This window comes from Ensifer sp. ENS09, from assembly GCF_014852425.1.
Taxonomy (GTDB): Bacteria; Pseudomonadota; Alphaproteobacteria; order Rhizobiales; family Rhizobiaceae; genus Ensifer.
Window position 1 is genome coordinate 1317130 of the sequence record NZ_JACVBP010000002.1, and the last position, 13322, is coordinate 1330451.

Genomic DNA, 13322 nt, shown 5'->3' on the forward strand with positions numbered 1-13322 from the left:
GTCATTCCTCCTCGTGTTCAGTGACGAATTTTTCCAGCCGGTCGGCACGGCCTTCCCAGAGCGCGCGCTGCGCCGAGAGCCAGGTTTCGACTGCAGCGAATTGCGCCTTCTCGATCGCGCAGGTGCGCACCCGGCCCTGCTTGTGCGTGCGGATGAGCCCGCTGCCCTCGAGGAAGTGGATGTGCTTCATGAAAGAAGGCAGGGCCATGTCGAAGGGTCTGGCGAGATCGCTGATGCTCGCCGGACCGCCGCCGAGCCGCGAAAGCACGGCACGCCGGGTCGGATCGGCGAGCGCCTGAAAGATCACGTCCAATCGGTCCGAATACTGTTCCATAAGGCTAAGTATCATGCGCAAATACTTAGTGCAATAGCTAACTATTGATCGACGCGAAGCCACCGGCGGCAGCCAATTTGTCACATCGCCGTTTTCTTGACCTCAAGCCTGGTTGAGCTTCTACAAACCCCGTCGGTTCAATAGGACAAGGGGGCCGACGTGGCATTCAAAAACCAGATGAAGACTGAAAATACCGGGACCGGCACCGCATCCGCGGGCATCGCCGAGCCCCGCGGCGCATCGTACGCCGCCGACTGGCTCGCAGGCCTCGCCACCGGGCCGGCATTGCCAAGTGCAAGCGCGCGCAACGCCTCCCTCCTTACAGCAAGGAAGGAATGATCCGATGTCCGGCCCTATCGCAAGGATTCTCGATTCGCGCGCCTTCGGCATCCTCGCCCGCGTGCTGCTGACGCTCGTCTTCTGGTCGAGCGGCCTTGCCAAGCTCTTCGACTTCAACGCCAACGCCGCGGTCATGGAAGGCTTCGGCCTGACGCCAGGATGGCTGTTCAATACGGCGACGCTGATCCTGCAGATCGGCGCCTCTCTCCTGATCATCCTCAACCGCTGGGTCTGGCTTGCTGCCGGCGCGCTCGCCGTCTTCACCATGCTGACGGTCCCGATCGCCCATCCCTTCTGGCTGAAGCAGGGCGAAGAGGCCTTCCGCGACATGACCGTGGCGCTGGAGCACGTCTCGGTGATCGGCGGACTGGCGCTGGTATCGATCCTGTCGCGCAAGCGTTGAACGTCAACAACGACGGCTCGGCGGGCGGCTCAACCTTCGCCGATCTCGGCCAGGAAGCTCGTCAGCACATTGTGGTTCTGCGCCAGCTTTTCCGTCTTTTCCTCGACGAGGCGGATCTGCTGACGCAGCGTCACGCGCGACTCGTCGCAGGGCTCGAAAATCGGCCCCTCGCCGCGCACGCAGGCCAGGAACTGCAGGATGGTCGGAAGGGTCATGCCGCCGGCCCCGAGCAGCTTGATGCGCTCGACGGTGCGCACCTCCGCCATGTCATAATCACGATAGCCGGTTTCGGTGCGCTCCGGCTTCAACAGACCTTCCGCCTCGTAGTAGCGCAGCATCCGGATGCTGACGCCGGTGCGTTTCGACAGCTCGCCGATCTTCATGCAATCACCCTTGAAAGCGCCCTTCAACACACCCTTGACTCTGACAGCGCTGTCAGACCTTAAGGCTATGGCTCCCTTATGCAAACCGCACCCAGGAGCAAAATCATGGCGACCGAAACCCACCACTATCCGGCAGCAATCGACGGCCGCCCGGCCGACGCGGCGGAGCTGACTGCGCTCGCCTTCGCCGGCTTCGCGCACTTCACGGCGATCCAGGTCCGGGACCACAGGATCAAGGGCCTGGACCTGCATCTCAAGCGCCTGCACGGCGCGTCGATCGAATTTTTCGGCCGTGCCGTGCCCGAAGAAACCCTGCGCGCCCGCATCCGGGCCGCGGTCGACGCCGGCCCGGCCGACCAGTCCCTGACCGTCACGGTATATTCGCCGGACGGCGAGTTCACCGCCGACAGCATGCAGGGAGACCTCTCGGTCCTCGTGCGCAGCGGCCCGCCCTCCAACGGGCCGAAGGGACCGCTCAGGCTCGCCGTCGTCGAGCACGAACGCCCGCTCGCGACCATCAAGCACGTCGGAGAATCCGGCAAGACCTATTACCTGCATCAGGCGATAAGGCAGGGCTACGACGACGCCGCCTTCATCGACCGTCGAGGGCACCTCAGTGAAGCGACGATCTGGAACCTGGTCTTCTGGGATGGCCAAGCCGTCATCTGGCCCAAGGCCGAGATGCTGACCGGTACGATGATGGGCACGGTCCAGCGCCAACTCGAACGTCTCGGTGTTCCGCAGCGGCAGGAGGAAATCACCCTCGACCGGCTGAAGACGCTCTCCGGCGCTGCGGTACTCAATTCCTGGACGCCTGGCATCGCCGTCAGCGCCATCGGCTCGACGGCGATCCCGGACGCGGAGGCGTTTATCAGCCTGCTGCATCGGGCACATGCCGCCGAACCGGCTGCGCGCGGCTAGGACGCATCAAGACCGGGGCCGCGCCGCCGCTCCGGTCTTCAGCGCTTGCGAGCGACGATGTAGGGACGGTTGTCGTTGCTCGCCGATGCGTGATTTTCCGCCGACAGAAGTTCGAAGCCGGCAGCGACAATGTGCCGTCTGAGCTCGGCCGCACTGAAGGCTCCCGCATAGGGCGCCAAGCCGACCGCCCGCATCGCCGGCAGCAGGAGCCGGACGAGCGGGTTCATGTCGCCGACGCAGGGCGTCTTGGAGATGAACACCCCCTTGGAGGCAAGCAGGGTGTGAATGTTGTCGAGCGTGGCGGGCAGGTCGCGCACGAGATGCAGGTAGTTGAAGCCCAGCACCGCATCGAACTGACCGCATTCGGCCGCAAGCGTTTCGGCCGTCGCGGTGCGAAAGGCGAGGTTCGGAACCAGGTCGACGGCATATCTCTCCCGAGCAATGGCGATCATCTCGGTCGAAAAATCGGTCGCAAGATAATCGCGCACATCGCCCGCCAGCCGAAACGCCGTCGTTCCCGTGCCGCAACCGAGTTCAAGCACCCGGTCATCGGGCAGAAGCAAGGCGCGGGTGCGGTCGAGCGTGTGTTCATAGGCGGCCGGGTCCGCGATCGTGCCCTTGGCGTATCGCCGCGACGTCCGGTCCCAGAAACGCGCGTCGCTCGCCAAACTCATGCTGCCTCTCCCCAGATCGCAACCAGTCCCCCCCGCTGCGATGCCCGGCGCCGGTGCAAGACCGGCCAGGAAAACCTGCCAAGAGCCAACGGCTGCCGACACCAGCGAAGGTTCAGCAGTAGCGCGGAACCGTCAACACTTGGCGAAGAACCGCCCCTCAATCGGCAAAGAGCCGCTCTCCCGCAACTCAAGCGAGCCGAACCCAATCGACGGTTTCAAGCACATAGGGAGCGAAGAGAAAATCGCGCATCGCGACGATCTCGTCGCCGCGCCAGTCGAGAACGACGAAGTGCGCCGGCTTTTCCATCGGGCCGACACTGTCGAAAACCAGCATGGCCGGCCGCCCTTCGATCGCCCCCAGCGCAAAACGCCACCGCGTCTCATGCGCGTAGCGGGTGAAATAGCGGCCGATTCCCTCCCGGCCCTCCAGCTTCAGCCTGTTGACCAGCTCAAGCTTCACATCGTCGGCCAGCATGGCGCGGATGGCATCGAAGTCTCCGCCTTGAAAGAAGCGCACGAAGCTTGCCATTTTCTGCCGGTTCGCATCGGACATCAGCGGCAGCCGCATATCTTCCGGGCGTTGGGCCAGCTGCCGGAGCGCCACCCTGGCGCGCTGCAGCGCCGACTTGGCCGCCGCCGGCGTGCAGTCGGCGATATCGGCGATTTCCTCGATCGAATGGCCGAGCACATCTTTCAGGATCACGGCGCAGCGCTGAAGTTCCGGCAGCTGCAGGAAGGTTTGATAGCCGACCGCGACGATGTCCGCCTCGGGCAGCGGCGCGTCTTCCATGTCATCGAAAAGCGGGACGATCTTGTGCCGGGACCGTCGGCGCAGAAAATCGAGGCTGGTGTTGTGGGCGATGCGCAGCAGCCAGCCTTCGAGATTGTCCACTTTCACGCCATCCGCCCGTGCCTGCACGGCCTTGATCAACGTGTCCTGCAGCACGTCCTCGCCATCCACGGCCGAGCCGGTCATGCGCGCGCAATAGCGGTGCAGCCGCGGCCGGAGTTCCCTCAGCCGATCCTCGAAGTCTTCCGCATTCATGGTATCGAGTTCCATCGGGATATCTCCAGGCGTCCGGTTCGGACGATAGCGTGGACGAAAGAAAATGTCCGCTGCCTGACTGATCGCAACCCGTCTTGGCAGCGGACTACCGTGCAGCGTCACCTGTTATCGCTGAGGACTACCTCGCCGACGACCGATTCGAGGCTCGCCAGTTCTAGGATCTGTGGGAAATAGGCCTTCATCCTGGCATCGGCGCGCATCGCCTCGACGGCCGCGGGCGTCTCCCATTCCGAATAGATGATGACACTTGTGCCGTCCCTGGCGGCAATCAGCCGGCTCGTCCGCCAGCCATCGAGCGTGCGGATGACGGTGTCGATGTTGCGCTTCAGAAGCGCGATCAGCTGCGCCTGCTTGCCGGGTTCGACCTTCAGAACGTTGACGAGAGTGACGGGTGCAGTGGTCATGGTGCTTCTCCTTCGTTGCAGATGCAGCAAAGACGAAGCGAAGAGGCGAAACGGATCGCGCACGCGAAGATTTTTTGGCGCCAGGCGATTCGAACGTCGGGCAACACTCCTTTGGCAAGGGAGTGCCTTCAGCCGGTTTCGTGGCTCGGACCATCCGTCCTTGGCACATGGCCCGCCGACAGAGACCGACCGTCAGAGAGCAAAGCCGCCGGCGGCCACCGGCTCGCCGTCGTCGCGAACCTTGAGGATGGTGTCGATCAGCCCCCACTCCAGAGCCTCCTCGGCCGTCATGAAACGGTCCCGGTCCATGGCGCGTTCGAACTCCTCGTAGGTCCGTCCGCAATGTTCCGCATAGAGCCGCGTCATGCGCTGCTTGGTGCGAAGGATCTCCTCGGCGTGGATTTGCATGTCGGACGCCTGGCCCTGAAAACCGCCCGATGGCTGGTGCACGAGGATGCTGGCATTGGGCAAGGCGGCCCGCTGTCCCGGCGTACCGGCCATCAGCAGAAACGAACCCATGGAGCGTGCGGTCCCCATGCATAAGGTATGCACCGGCGCCCGGATGTAGCGCATGGTGTCGTACATGGCGAAACCGCTGGTCACGACGCCGCCCGGCGAATTGATGTAGAGATGGATGGGTTTCTTCGGGTTTTCCGCTTCGAGAAGAAGCATCTGGGCGCAGACCAGCGCGGAGACCGTGTCGTTCACCTCACCATTGAGAAAGATGATTCGCTCGCGCAACAGGCGGGAATAGATGTCGAACGATCGCTCTCCACCATTCGACTGCTCAACGACCATAGGGACGAGTTGCATCGCTTCGCGCATCGGCGAACTCCATTTAACCAGAGTTTGTGGGGAAGCCCGTCGGCTTACGCGGCGAGCATGAGGGTATCGTTGTTGTTCGCGGCCCTCCTGGTTACGCGACCGCTGCGAGCATTCGGCAGTTCGTGCACGATCCGCAGCCTGGTTCTGTCGGCACCGATCGGCGCGATCCGGAAGGTGACGGTACTTTCGAGATACGGAGCCTCGGTTTCGCGCAGCCTGTAGCGGACCTCCTCTCCAGGCACGACAACGGCGCCTTCGGGATCAGCCAAGGCCTCCTTCGGCAGCCAGTTTTCACGAAACGCCGGGATGCTGATTGCGCGCCAGACCTTCTGCGGCGCCTCGTCGAGTTCGTATTCCAGCTCAAGGCTGTTTTCGTTCGGAGCGCTGCTTTCACGGTTCATTGGTCCATATCCTTCAGCAAGATCTTCAGAGCTTCGATGCGCGCGGGCCAGTAGGCACGGTACTTCGCGAGCCATTGCGCAATATGGGTCAGCCCGTCCGGATCGACTTCGTAGTTTACGAACCGGCCTTGCCGCTGCTCCTTCACCAACCCGGCACTCCGCAACACCGAAATGTGCTGGGACATCGCCGGCTGGCTGATGTCCATGCCTTCTCGCAAGGCGCTGGCATTCATGCTTCCGTCGGCAAGCTTCTCGAAGATGGCGCGGCGCGTCGGGTCAGCCAGGGCTCGGAATATCTCGTTCTCGATCATGACCAACACATAAGCACGGACTTATCTCAATAACAAGTGCGCTGTTCAGCAGGAGGAGAAAAGAAAGGATCGCGGCTTTTGCGCGCCGCAAGATGCGGTCAAGGCGCCGCAGATCGATACCTGCCAGCAGACAGGAATGGGTCGCGCTGTGAACAAATTGGCATGGGAAGCAGAACAAGGGGGAGATGGCGGACAGAGAGGGATTCGAACCCTCGATACGCTTTCACGTATACACGCGTTCCAGGCGTGCGCCTTCAACCACTCGGCCACCTGTCCATCCGTCAGCAGCCGACGGTCAATCCGGCTGGATGGGAAGGGCGGGGCCCTTCGGCGTCAGCCAGCTTAGAACCGGCGGACGCGCGTCTATATACCGATGATTTGCCCGGGATCAACTGCTTTCTGACAGATTATTGACATCTTGTGACGTGAGCGGGTTTCCGGTTCCCATTGTGCACTCCGGGCAAGGGGCTTATCTCTTGCGTCAGGGCGCGCCCGATGCGTCCGGCCGGTCTCCGCCACATCCTCCGGCCTGCCAGGTTGCCGCATATTTTCATTGCCGGGCCTTGTCCGAGGCACGGGCGATCGGAGAAGATGCGGCGGGGCGACGCGCCGAGCCGACGACTGGGCGCCAGCCAGCGAATTGAAGGGAATGCCGTGCGATGCGATTTCTATTGAGGCTGGCGAGCGCCATCGTGTTGTTTGCCGCCGTGCTTGCCGGTGCCGTCGACGCGATCCAGTCGGTCGCCGCATCGGAACTGGTGATGACGTCGCTCGGCGACGACCTGGAGGCGCTTGGCGCCGACACGGCAAGCTGGGTCCAGTTTGCCCAACGTTCCGATACCGCACCGACGATCTGGCACGGGATGCTGCATTGGCTGCTGCAGCAGCCGGCCTTCGCGGTGCTCGCACTGATCGCTCTCATCCTGTGGATGGCCGGATACAAGAAGCGGCCGGCGGCTGGACGGTTCGCCGCCTGACACGGCGCGGGCCACCTTCGCACCGAAAGGAGTATGCTGTTGTTCCTGATCGACATGTTCAACAAGAAGACGATCATGCCGGACGCGCAGACGGCGCTGCCGGGCCGTGACGCCGCGATCCCGACGGCCGAGACGCATTTCGTTTCCGGCCGGCCGTTGAAAGGCCCCTACCCCGACGGCACCAAGCGCATCCTTCTGGGCATGGGCTGCTTCTGGGGCGCCGAACGATTGCTGTGGAACATCCCCGGCGTCTACGTGACGGCGGCCGGCTATGCCGGCGGGCTGACGCCGAACCCGACCTACCAGGAAACGACGACCGGGCTTACCGGCCATGCCGAAGTGGTCCTGGTCGTCTATGATCCGGAAAAGGTGAAGCTCGCGAGCCTGCTCAGGACCTTCTTCGAGGAACACGACCCGACGCAAGGCATGCGCCAGGGCAACGACATCGGAACCACCTACCGCTCGGCGATCTATGCCTATGACGACGAGCAGTTGGCCGAAGCCAAGGCCGCGCGCGCCACGTTCCAGACCGCGCTGAAGCACGCCAACCACGGCGGCAGGGTGACGACCGAGATCGGCATGGCAGGCCCGTTCTATTTCGCCGAGGACTACCACCAACAGTATCTGGCCAAGAACCCCAGCGGCTATTGCGGCCTGCGCGGCACCGGCGTCAGCTGCCCGATCGGCCACTAGGCGCATACCCCCCGGGTGGTATCCCGCGTGCGGTCGCGATACCCACAACCCTGAGGCCGCGCCGGACCGGTCGGGACACCTCGCCCGGATCTCAAAAACGCAACAGAACCGGTGCCTTACGGGTGCCGATATCCGTGGCTTCAATTTTTACCATCTGAAAAATTTTGAGTGTTTTTTTTGCCGTGACCGTGCAAGGATGCGCCACCCTAGCCCCAAGGAGAAGGGGGTGGGTTCCGCAGACAGGCTTCTGTCAGGGAGCCGGCGGGAGGACCCAATAAGATCAATAGCGACAACAGGGCTGCACGATGAAAAAAACAATTCTCGGTCTCTTTGCCTTTTCAATGATGTCCGCGACGGCACTGGCCGCCGACATCAAGCCGGCCATCATCTACGATCTCGGCGGCAAGTTCGACAAATCCTTCAACGAGGCTGCCTTTAACGGCGCCGAGAAGTTCAAGACGGAATCGGGTGTCGAATACCGCGAGTTCGAAATCGCCAACGACGCCCAGCGCGAACAGGCGCTGCGGCGCTTTGCCAGCGACGGCAACAGCCCGATCGTCATGGCCGGCTTCAACTGGGCGGCTTCGCTCGAAAAGATCGCCCCGGAATATCCGGACATCAAGTTCGCTATCATCGACATGGTCGTCGAGAAGCCGAACGTCAAGTCGGTCGTCTTCAAGGAACAGGAAGGCTCCTACCTCGTCGGCGTTCTCGCCGGTCTCGCTTCCAAGTCGAAGACCGTCAGCTTCGTCGGCGGCATGGACGTTCCGCTGATCCACAAGTTCGCCTGTGGCTACGTTGGCGGCGCCAAGTCGACCGGCGCTGACGTCAAGGTTCTGGAAGCCTACACCGGCACGACGCCGGACGCCTGGAACGACCCGGTCAAGGGCGGCGAAATCGCCAAGTCCCAGATCGACCAGGGCTCGGATGTCGTCTACCACGCAGCAGGCGGCACCGGCGTCGGTGTTCTGCAGGCAGCTGCGGACGCGGGCAAGCTCGGCATCGGCGTCGATTCGAACCAGAACGCCCTGCAGCCGGGCAAGGTCCTGACCTCGATGCTGAAGCGCGTCGACGTCGCCGTCTACGAAGCCTTCACGGCGGCCAAGAACGACAAGTTCGAGTTCGGCATTTCCAATCTCGGCCTCAAGGAAGACGGCGTCGGCTATGCCCTCGACGACAACAACAAGGCGCTGATCACGCCTGAGATGCTCGACGCGGTGGAAAAGGTGAAGGCCGAAATCATCGCCGGCAAGGTCCAGGTCCACGACTACATGAGCGACGAGTCCTGCCCCTACTAAGAGCAGCGCTTGCGTCATAAAAAAGGCCGCCGGTTCGTTGGACCGGCGGCCTTTTGTTTGTCCTGACTTGATCGCGGCGATCAGTAATGCGGCGGCTTCGTAATGGCCGGCGCGTCGAGCGACTGCTCTTCGAGCGACAGGAACCTTTCGGTCAGCCGGTCGAGCTTGGCGCGGGTCTGCTCGACCACCTTCCACTGCTCGGCAAGCTGATCGGAAAGCTCCTCGATGGTCTTGGCCTGGTGGGCCACGGTCTCCTCAAGGCGGGTGATCCGTTCGTCCGTGTTGCTCATTCCTGCAAACTCCATGGGCGCGCAGCGCCGTTTGCCGGCAGATTGGCCACCGCCGGCCTTATGTCAAGCAACAGCCTTACGCCTTCGCCGCGACACGCAGCGAGAACCCGGGATCTTTCGCCGACAGCCGCTTGTGCAGATGCACCATCAGGCCGGCGGCAAAGAGCGGCGTCAAAAGGTTGACGAAGGGTACCGCCAGGAAGCCGGCGAGCAGCAGCCCGGCGAGAAAGACGGTCGAGCGATGCTTTTCCCGGAAGAGCCGCGCCTCCGCCGGCGCGCGATAGCGCATCGCCGCAAACTCGAAGAATTCGCGGCCGAGCAGATAGCCGTTGACCAGGAAGAAGGCGACGAGATTGACGCCCGGAACGAGCAGCAGCACGAGCGCCAGGAGGTTGCCCAGGATGACGACGCCCAGGAACTTGAGCGAGCCGGCAATCGCCTCGCCGAGCGGCAGCGGCCGGCCCTGGGGCTCGTTCGGATAGTCACGCTTCTCGATGACATCGGCGACGTCGTCGAGGAAGAAGCCGGCAATGAGCGCGGTGACGGGGGCAAGAAGCAAGGCGAGCACGAGGGCCAGGCCAAGGCTTGCGAAGATGCCGAGCATGAAGGTCAGCCAGCCGGCCCAGACGGGCGTGCCCGGCATCAGCGTGTCGATCCACGGCAAGGCCAGCCAGATGAACACTTCGCGCACCGCAAACCACAGGGCGGCAAGCGCGAGGACCGTCAGCCCCAGCACCTTCCAGAAGACCGATCGGGTCTCGGATGCAAACAGGTTGGCAAGCGACAGCCGCGCCGCGTCCAGGATCATCATCGCTCTCCAGCATGGGCCAAGGTTCGATGGTGCATGTAGGCAGAGGCGCTACCGGCGACAAGATCGTTCCGGCGGGCACCCGTCTTTATGCAAGATTCATGCACCTCATCTAAGGGAAGCATGGAAAACGCCGGGAGCGGCGATATTGTAGACATATGGGATGCCGGCAGCAGCGCTCCGCGGAGGATGACATGACAGAACAAAAGACACTCGCCAGCCTTTCCGTGCTGGTGCAGAGCGGCAAGCTGGATCCGGTGGAGCTCGCCAAGGAAACCTATGCGGCGATCGACGCCCACGGCGATTACGCCATCTTTGTCGAGCTGACGCCGGAGCGCGCGACACGGGATGCGGAGGCTGCCTCGAAGCGTCTGAGGGCCGGGCGGTCGCTCGGCCTGCTCGACGGCCTGCCGGTCGCCTGGAAGGATCTGTTCGACACCGCCGGCAGCGTCACGACCGCCGGGTCGGCGGTGCTGCGCACGAACGCGCCGGCCACGAGCGACGCACCCGTCGTCGCCGCCGTTTCCGCCGCCGGCATGGTCAGTGTCGGCCGCACCAATCTCAGCGAATTCGCCTTCTCCGGCCTTGGCATCAACCCGCACTACGGCACGCCGCGCAACCCCGTCGCCACCGACGTCGAGCGCATTCCCGGCGGCTCGTCGTCGGGCTCGGCGGTCGCGGTTGCGGCCAGGCTGGTGCCGGCGGCCATCGGTACCGACACCGGCGGATCCGTCCGCATTCCCGCAGCCTTCACCGGCATCGTCGGCTATAAGGCGACACGCGGCCGCTATGCGATGAAGGGCATCTTTCCGTTGGCGGAAAGCCTGGATTCGCTCGGGCCCCTTTGCCACACGGTGCAGGATGCCGTCTGGGTGGACGCCGCCATGCACGGGCTGACGGCGCCGACCGTGCGCCGCGCCGACCTCTCGAGCATCGCGCTGGTGATCCCGGAAACGGTGGTGTTCGACGATGCGGAGCCGGAAGTCGTCGAGGCCTTCGAGGACGCGATCAAGCGGCTCGAAAAGGCGGGCGTTGCCGTCAGCCGCCGCGCTTTCCCGTCCTTCTCGGCCGTGTTCGGGCTGATGGCCCGTCATGGCGCCCTGGTAACGGCCGAGGCCTATGCGCTGCACCGCGAGCGTCTCGCCGGGCCCGAGGCCAATGCGATGGATCCACGCGTCGTCGCCCGCACACGGCTCGGCGAGAAGATCTCCATGCCCGACTACATCGCGCTCCTCGACGCGCGCGACCAGCTGATCCACGAGACGGTCGAAAGTCTGAAGCCGAACGAACTCATCGCCCACCCGACGCTGCCCCATGTCGCCCCACCGATCGCGCCGCTTCTCGAAGACGACGAACTGTTCTTCAAGATCAACGGCAAGACGCTGCGCAACACCTCGATCGGCAACTTCCTAGATTTCTGCGGCATCTCCATTCCTTGCGGGCTCGGGGCGGCGGAAATGCCGGTCGGCTTCCAGCTTGCGGCCCCGCATCACCAGGACGACCGGCTGCTTTCGGTGGCGCTTGCGGCCGAGGCGATCATCCGGGGTGAGGCATGATCGTCTGTTTCGATATCGGCGGCTCTGCAATCAAAGGCGCGATCGTGCATTCGCGCGACCGGATCTTTCCGCTGCCGCGCCGAACCACGCCGCTTACCAATTTCCGCCAGTTCGTGCAGGCGCTCGAATCGGTCCTCGACGAAGCGGGCGGACATCCGGCTTGCGTCGCGATCTCGATCACGGGCGTCATCGATCCCGAGACGCAGCGCATCAAATGCGCCAACATCCCCTGCATCGACGGTCGCGAACTGGTCGCCGAGCTGGAAGCGGCGCTGCATCTTCCCGTGAAGATCGCCAATGACGCCGACTGTTTTGCGCTGGCCGAGGCCGGAGCGGGTGCAGGGCGCGGTCATCGCATCGTCTTTGGTGCCATCCTCGGCACCGGCGTCGGCGGCGGCCTTGTCATCGACGGCCGGCTGATCAATGCCGATGGCGGCTTTGCCGGCGAATGGGGCCATGGCCCGGCAATCGCGTCGGAGGCCGGGGATCCACCAATGGCGATTCCCGCCTACGCCTGCGGCTGCGGCCAGAAGCGCTGCGTCGATACCGTCGGCGGCGCCCGCGGGCTGGAACGGCTGCACCAGACCGCTCACGGCAAGACGCTTTCGAGCCAAGAGATCATCGAGGCCTGGAAGGTTGGCGACGCCGAGGCGAAACGCACGGTCGAGCTCCTCGTCGACCTCGTCAGCTCGCCGCTGGCGCTGGTCATCAACATAACCGGGGCAACGATCGTGCCCGTCGGCGGCGGCCTTTCCAATGCCGAGGAGTTGCTTACCGAGATCGACAGGGCGGTGCGTAGCCGGATTCTGCGGCGGTTCGACCGGCCGTTGGTTGTGCGCGGCGAATGCCGGATCGAGCCCGGCCTGATCGGCGCGGCGCTGCTCGGGCTTTCAGGAGACAAGGCATGAGCGACATCAAACTCGAAGTCTGCGTCGACGATGCAGACGGGCTTTACGCGGCCATCGAAGGCGGCGCCGACCGGATCGAGCTTTGCGCCGCCCTTTCCGTCGGTGGCCTCACGCCCAATCCCGGCCTTATGGCGCTGGCTGGCCCGCCACGAGTGCCCGTCTACGCGATGATCCGGCCGCGGCCCGGCGACTTCATTTTCTCAACCGCGGACCTCGATGTGATGCGTCGCGATATCGACGCGGCGCGAGACGCCGGTCTGGCCGGTGTCGTGCTCGGCGCGTCGCTGGCCGATGGCCGGCTCGACGCGTCGATGCTCATCAAACTCACCGGCCACGCGGCCGGGCTCGGCATGACGCTGCACCGGGCGTTCGATCTCGTGCCGGATTTTGCCGAGGCGATGGAAACGGCGGTGGAACTCGGCTTCGAACGCATACTGACCTCGGGCGGCGCGAAGAGCGCGCCGCAGGCGATCGACCGCTTGGCGGACATCATCGAGCGTGCAGCCGGGCGATTGTCGATCATGCCCGGGTCCGGCGTGACGCTGGAAACCGCGGATGCCCTCTTAAGTAAACTGAGTGTCGGCGAGGTTCACTCCTCCTGTTCCGTTCGTGAGCCGGCTCAGGATCCGCGACTGGTGGAGATGGGCTTCGTCTCCGCCGACCGGCGTCGCACCGATGCGGACACGGTGCGAGCGATGAAGGCGAAGCTTGCGGCCCTTAGCCCGCGCTAA

19 protein-coding genes and 1 tRNA gene are annotated in these 13322 nt (G+C 63.8%); 9 read left to right on the plus strand and 11 right to left on the minus strand.

From position 1 onward, the window contains the following. Nucleotide 1: 1 nt before the first annotated feature. Nucleotides 2–334, minus strand: coding sequence for a helix-turn-helix transcriptional regulator (locus IB267_RS14575; protein ID WP_192448197.1), 333 nt, complete (start codon nucleotides 332–334; stop codon nucleotides 2–4). A 159-nt stretch (nucleotides 335–493) separates the two neighbouring features. On the opposite strand from IB267_RS14575, the gene IB267_RS14580 reads away from it, so the two are divergent. Beyond that, nucleotides 494–673, plus strand: coding sequence for a hypothetical protein (locus IB267_RS14580; protein WP_192448198.1), 180 nt, complete (start codon nucleotides 494–496; stop codon nucleotides 671–673). A 4-nt stretch (nucleotides 674–677) separates the two neighbouring features. Further along, nucleotides 678–1076, plus strand: coding sequence for a DoxX family protein (locus IB267_RS14585; protein WP_192448199.1), 399 nt, complete (start codon nucleotides 678–680; stop codon nucleotides 1074–1076). A gap of 29 nt (nucleotides 1077–1105) precedes the next feature. On the opposite strand, the gene IB267_RS14590 is transcribed toward IB267_RS14585, so the two are convergent. Then, on the minus strand, nucleotides 1106–1459 hold the full coding sequence (locus tag IB267_RS14590) for a MerR family transcriptional regulator (protein WP_192448200.1): 354 nt from the start codon (nucleotides 1457–1459) through the stop codon (nucleotides 1106–1108). A 105-nt stretch (nucleotides 1460–1564) separates the two neighbouring features. Between IB267_RS14590 and IB267_RS14595 the strand changes: the two genes are divergently transcribed. After that, nucleotides 1565–2380 (plus strand): aminotransferase class IV family protein, encoded by an 816-nt coding sequence (locus tag IB267_RS14595; protein WP_192448201.1) that lies wholly within the window; start codon nucleotides 1565–1567, stop codon nucleotides 2378–2380. Between the two features lie 38 nt (nucleotides 2381–2418). Here the strand turns inward: IB267_RS14595 and IB267_RS14600 are convergent, their stop codons facing one another. The 7 genes from IB267_RS14600 to IB267_RS14630 form a co-directional block, all read right to left on the minus strand. Next, nucleotides 2419–3054 carry a bifunctional 2-polyprenyl-6-hydroxyphenol methylase/3-demethylubiquinol 3-O-methyltransferase UbiG gene (locus IB267_RS14600; protein WP_192448202.1) on the minus strand — a complete coding sequence of 212 codons (636 nt, stop codon included), beginning with the start codon at nucleotides 3052–3054 and terminating at the stop codon, nucleotides 2419–2421. Between the two features lie 187 nt (nucleotides 3055–3241). Beyond that, nucleotides 3242–4114, minus strand: coding sequence for a sigma-70 family RNA polymerase sigma factor (locus IB267_RS14605; protein ID WP_192448203.1), 873 nt, complete (start codon nucleotides 4112–4114; stop codon nucleotides 3242–3244). A 104-nt stretch (nucleotides 4115–4218) separates the two neighbouring features. Continuing rightward, on the minus strand, nucleotides 4219–4524 hold the full coding sequence (locus IB267_RS14610; protein ID WP_052201559.1) for a putative quinol monooxygenase: 306 nt from the start codon (nucleotides 4522–4524) through the stop codon (nucleotides 4219–4221). Between the two features lie 192 nt (nucleotides 4525–4716). Then, complete coding sequence (locus tag IB267_RS14615) at nucleotides 4717–5349, minus strand: ATP-dependent Clp protease proteolytic subunit (protein WP_192448204.1); 633 nt, start codon at nucleotides 5347–5349, stop codon at nucleotides 4717–4719. Nucleotides 5350–5393: 44 nt separating this feature from the next. Continuing rightward, on the minus strand, nucleotides 5394–5750 hold the full coding sequence (locus IB267_RS14620) for an SRPBCC domain-containing protein (protein WP_192448205.1): 357 nt from the start codon (nucleotides 5748–5750) through the stop codon (nucleotides 5394–5396). Continuing rightward, entirely contained in the window at nucleotides 5747–6061 is a 315-nt protein-coding gene (locus tag IB267_RS14625) for a helix-turn-helix transcriptional regulator (protein ID WP_192448206.1), read from the minus strand. Before IB267_RS14625 ends, IB267_RS14620 begins: the two co-directional genes overlap by 4 nt. Before the next feature lie 186 nt (nucleotides 6062–6247). After that, nucleotides 6248–6337 (minus strand) — tRNA-Ser (locus IB267_RS14630). Between the two features lie 383 nt (nucleotides 6338–6720). Between IB267_RS14630 and IB267_RS14635 the strand changes: the two genes are divergently transcribed. From IB267_RS14635 to IB267_RS14645, 3 genes are all read left to right on the plus strand, one after another. Beyond that, entirely contained in the window at nucleotides 6721–7038 is a 318-nt protein-coding gene (locus IB267_RS14635; protein ID WP_043626572.1) for a membrane protein, read from the plus strand. A 39-nt stretch (nucleotides 7039–7077) separates the two neighbouring features. Beyond that, entirely contained in the window at nucleotides 7078–7731 is a 654-nt protein-coding gene (msrA, locus tag IB267_RS14640; protein ID WP_192448207.1) for a peptide-methionine (S)-S-oxide reductase MsrA, read from the plus strand. Nucleotides 7732–8036: 305 nt separating this feature from the next. After that, a complete protein-coding gene (locus IB267_RS14645) occupies nucleotides 8037–9029 on the plus strand; it encodes a BMP family protein (protein ID WP_034804831.1) in 993 nt (330 codons plus the stop codon). Between the two features lie 80 nt (nucleotides 9030–9109). Here the strand turns inward: IB267_RS14645 and IB267_RS14650 are convergent, their stop codons facing one another. Both IB267_RS14650 and IB267_RS14655 read right to left on the minus strand, forming a co-directional pair. Next, nucleotides 9110–9319 carry a SlyX family protein gene (locus IB267_RS14650; protein ID WP_192448208.1) on the minus strand — a complete coding sequence of 70 codons (210 nt, stop codon included), beginning with the start codon at nucleotides 9317–9319 and terminating at the stop codon, nucleotides 9110–9112. A 76-nt stretch (nucleotides 9320–9395) separates the two neighbouring features. After that, nucleotides 9396–10127 (minus strand): sulfate transporter family protein, encoded by a 732-nt coding sequence (locus IB267_RS14655; protein WP_192448336.1) that lies wholly within the window; start codon nucleotides 10125–10127, stop codon nucleotides 9396–9398. Between the two features lie 194 nt (nucleotides 10128–10321). On the opposite strand from IB267_RS14655, the gene IB267_RS14660 reads away from it, so the two are divergent. Genes IB267_RS14660 through IB267_RS14670 form a run of 3 tightly spaced genes read left to right on the plus strand, consistent with a single transcriptional unit; the run spans nucleotide 10322 to nucleotide 13322 of the window. Then, entirely contained in the window at nucleotides 10322–11683 is a 1362-nt protein-coding gene (locus IB267_RS14660; RefSeq protein ID WP_192448209.1) for an amidase, read from the plus strand. Further along, nucleotides 11680–12591, plus strand: a complete 912-nt coding sequence (locus tag IB267_RS14665; RefSeq protein WP_192448210.1) for an ROK family protein — start codon at nucleotides 11680–11682, stop codon at nucleotides 12589–12591. The genes IB267_RS14660 and IB267_RS14665 overlap by 4 nt, the downstream gene beginning before the upstream one ends. Further along, nucleotides 12588–13322 (plus strand): copper homeostasis protein CutC, encoded by a 735-nt coding sequence (locus tag IB267_RS14670; protein WP_192448211.1) that lies wholly within the window; start codon nucleotides 12588–12590, stop codon nucleotides 13320–13322. The genes IB267_RS14665 and IB267_RS14670 overlap by 4 nt, the downstream gene beginning before the upstream one ends.

Coding starts and splice junctions, on each gene's coding strand:
- IB267_RS14610 (WP_052201559.1), bottom strand. CDS start 4,524: ATGACCACTGCACCCGTCACTCTCGTCAACGTTCTGAAGGTCGAACCC.
- IB267_RS14620 (WP_192448205.1), bottom strand. CDS start 5,750: ATGAACCGTGAAAGCAGCGCTCCGAACGAAAACAGCCTTGAGCTGGAA.
- IB267_RS14655 (WP_192448336.1), bottom strand. CDS start 10,127: ATGATCCTGGACGCGGCGCGGCTGTCGCTTGCCAACCTGTTTGCATCC.
- IB267_RS14650 (WP_192448208.1), bottom strand. CDS start 9,319: ATGAGCAACACGGACGAACGGATCACCCGCCTTGAGGAGACCGTGGCC.
- IB267_RS14595 (WP_192448201.1), top strand. CDS start 1,565: ATGGCGACCGAAACCCACCACTATCCGGCAGCAATCGACGGCCGCCCG.
- IB267_RS14615 (WP_192448204.1), bottom strand. CDS start 5,349: ATGCGCGAAGCGATGCAACTCGTCCCTATGGTCGTTGAGCAGTCGAAT.
- IB267_RS14625 (WP_192448206.1), bottom strand. CDS start 6,061: ATGATCGAGAACGAGATATTCCGAGCCCTGGCTGACCCGACGCGCCGC.
- IB267_RS14635 (WP_043626572.1), top strand. CDS start 6,721: ATGCGATTTCTATTGAGGCTGGCGAGCGCCATCGTGTTGTTTGCCGCC.
- IB267_RS14585 (WP_192448199.1), top strand. CDS start 678: ATGTCCGGCCCTATCGCAAGGATTCTCGATTCGCGCGCCTTCGGCATC.
- IB267_RS14575 (WP_192448197.1), bottom strand. CDS start 334: ATGGAACAGTATTCGGACCGATTGGACGTGATCTTTCAGGCGCTCGCC.
- IB267_RS14660 (WP_192448209.1), top strand. CDS start 10,322: ATGACAGAACAAAAGACACTCGCCAGCCTTTCCGTGCTGGTGCAGAGC.
- IB267_RS14605 (WP_192448203.1), bottom strand. CDS start 4,114: ATGGAACTCGATACCATGAATGCGGAAGACTTCGAGGATCGGCTGAGG.
- IB267_RS14665 (WP_192448210.1), top strand. CDS start 11,680: ATGATCGTCTGTTTCGATATCGGCGGCTCTGCAATCAAAGGCGCGATC.
- IB267_RS14590 (WP_192448200.1), bottom strand. CDS start 1,459: ATGAAGATCGGCGAGCTGTCGAAACGCACCGGCGTCAGCATCCGGATG.
- IB267_RS14645 (WP_034804831.1), top strand. CDS start 8,037: ATGAAAAAAACAATTCTCGGTCTCTTTGCCTTTTCAATGATGTCCGCG.
- IB267_RS14670 (WP_192448211.1), top strand. CDS start 12,588: ATGAGCGACATCAAACTCGAAGTCTGCGTCGACGATGCAGACGGGCTT.
- IB267_RS14600 (WP_192448202.1), bottom strand. CDS start 3,054: ATGAGTTTGGCGAGCGACGCGCGTTTCTGGGACCGGACGTCGCGGCGA.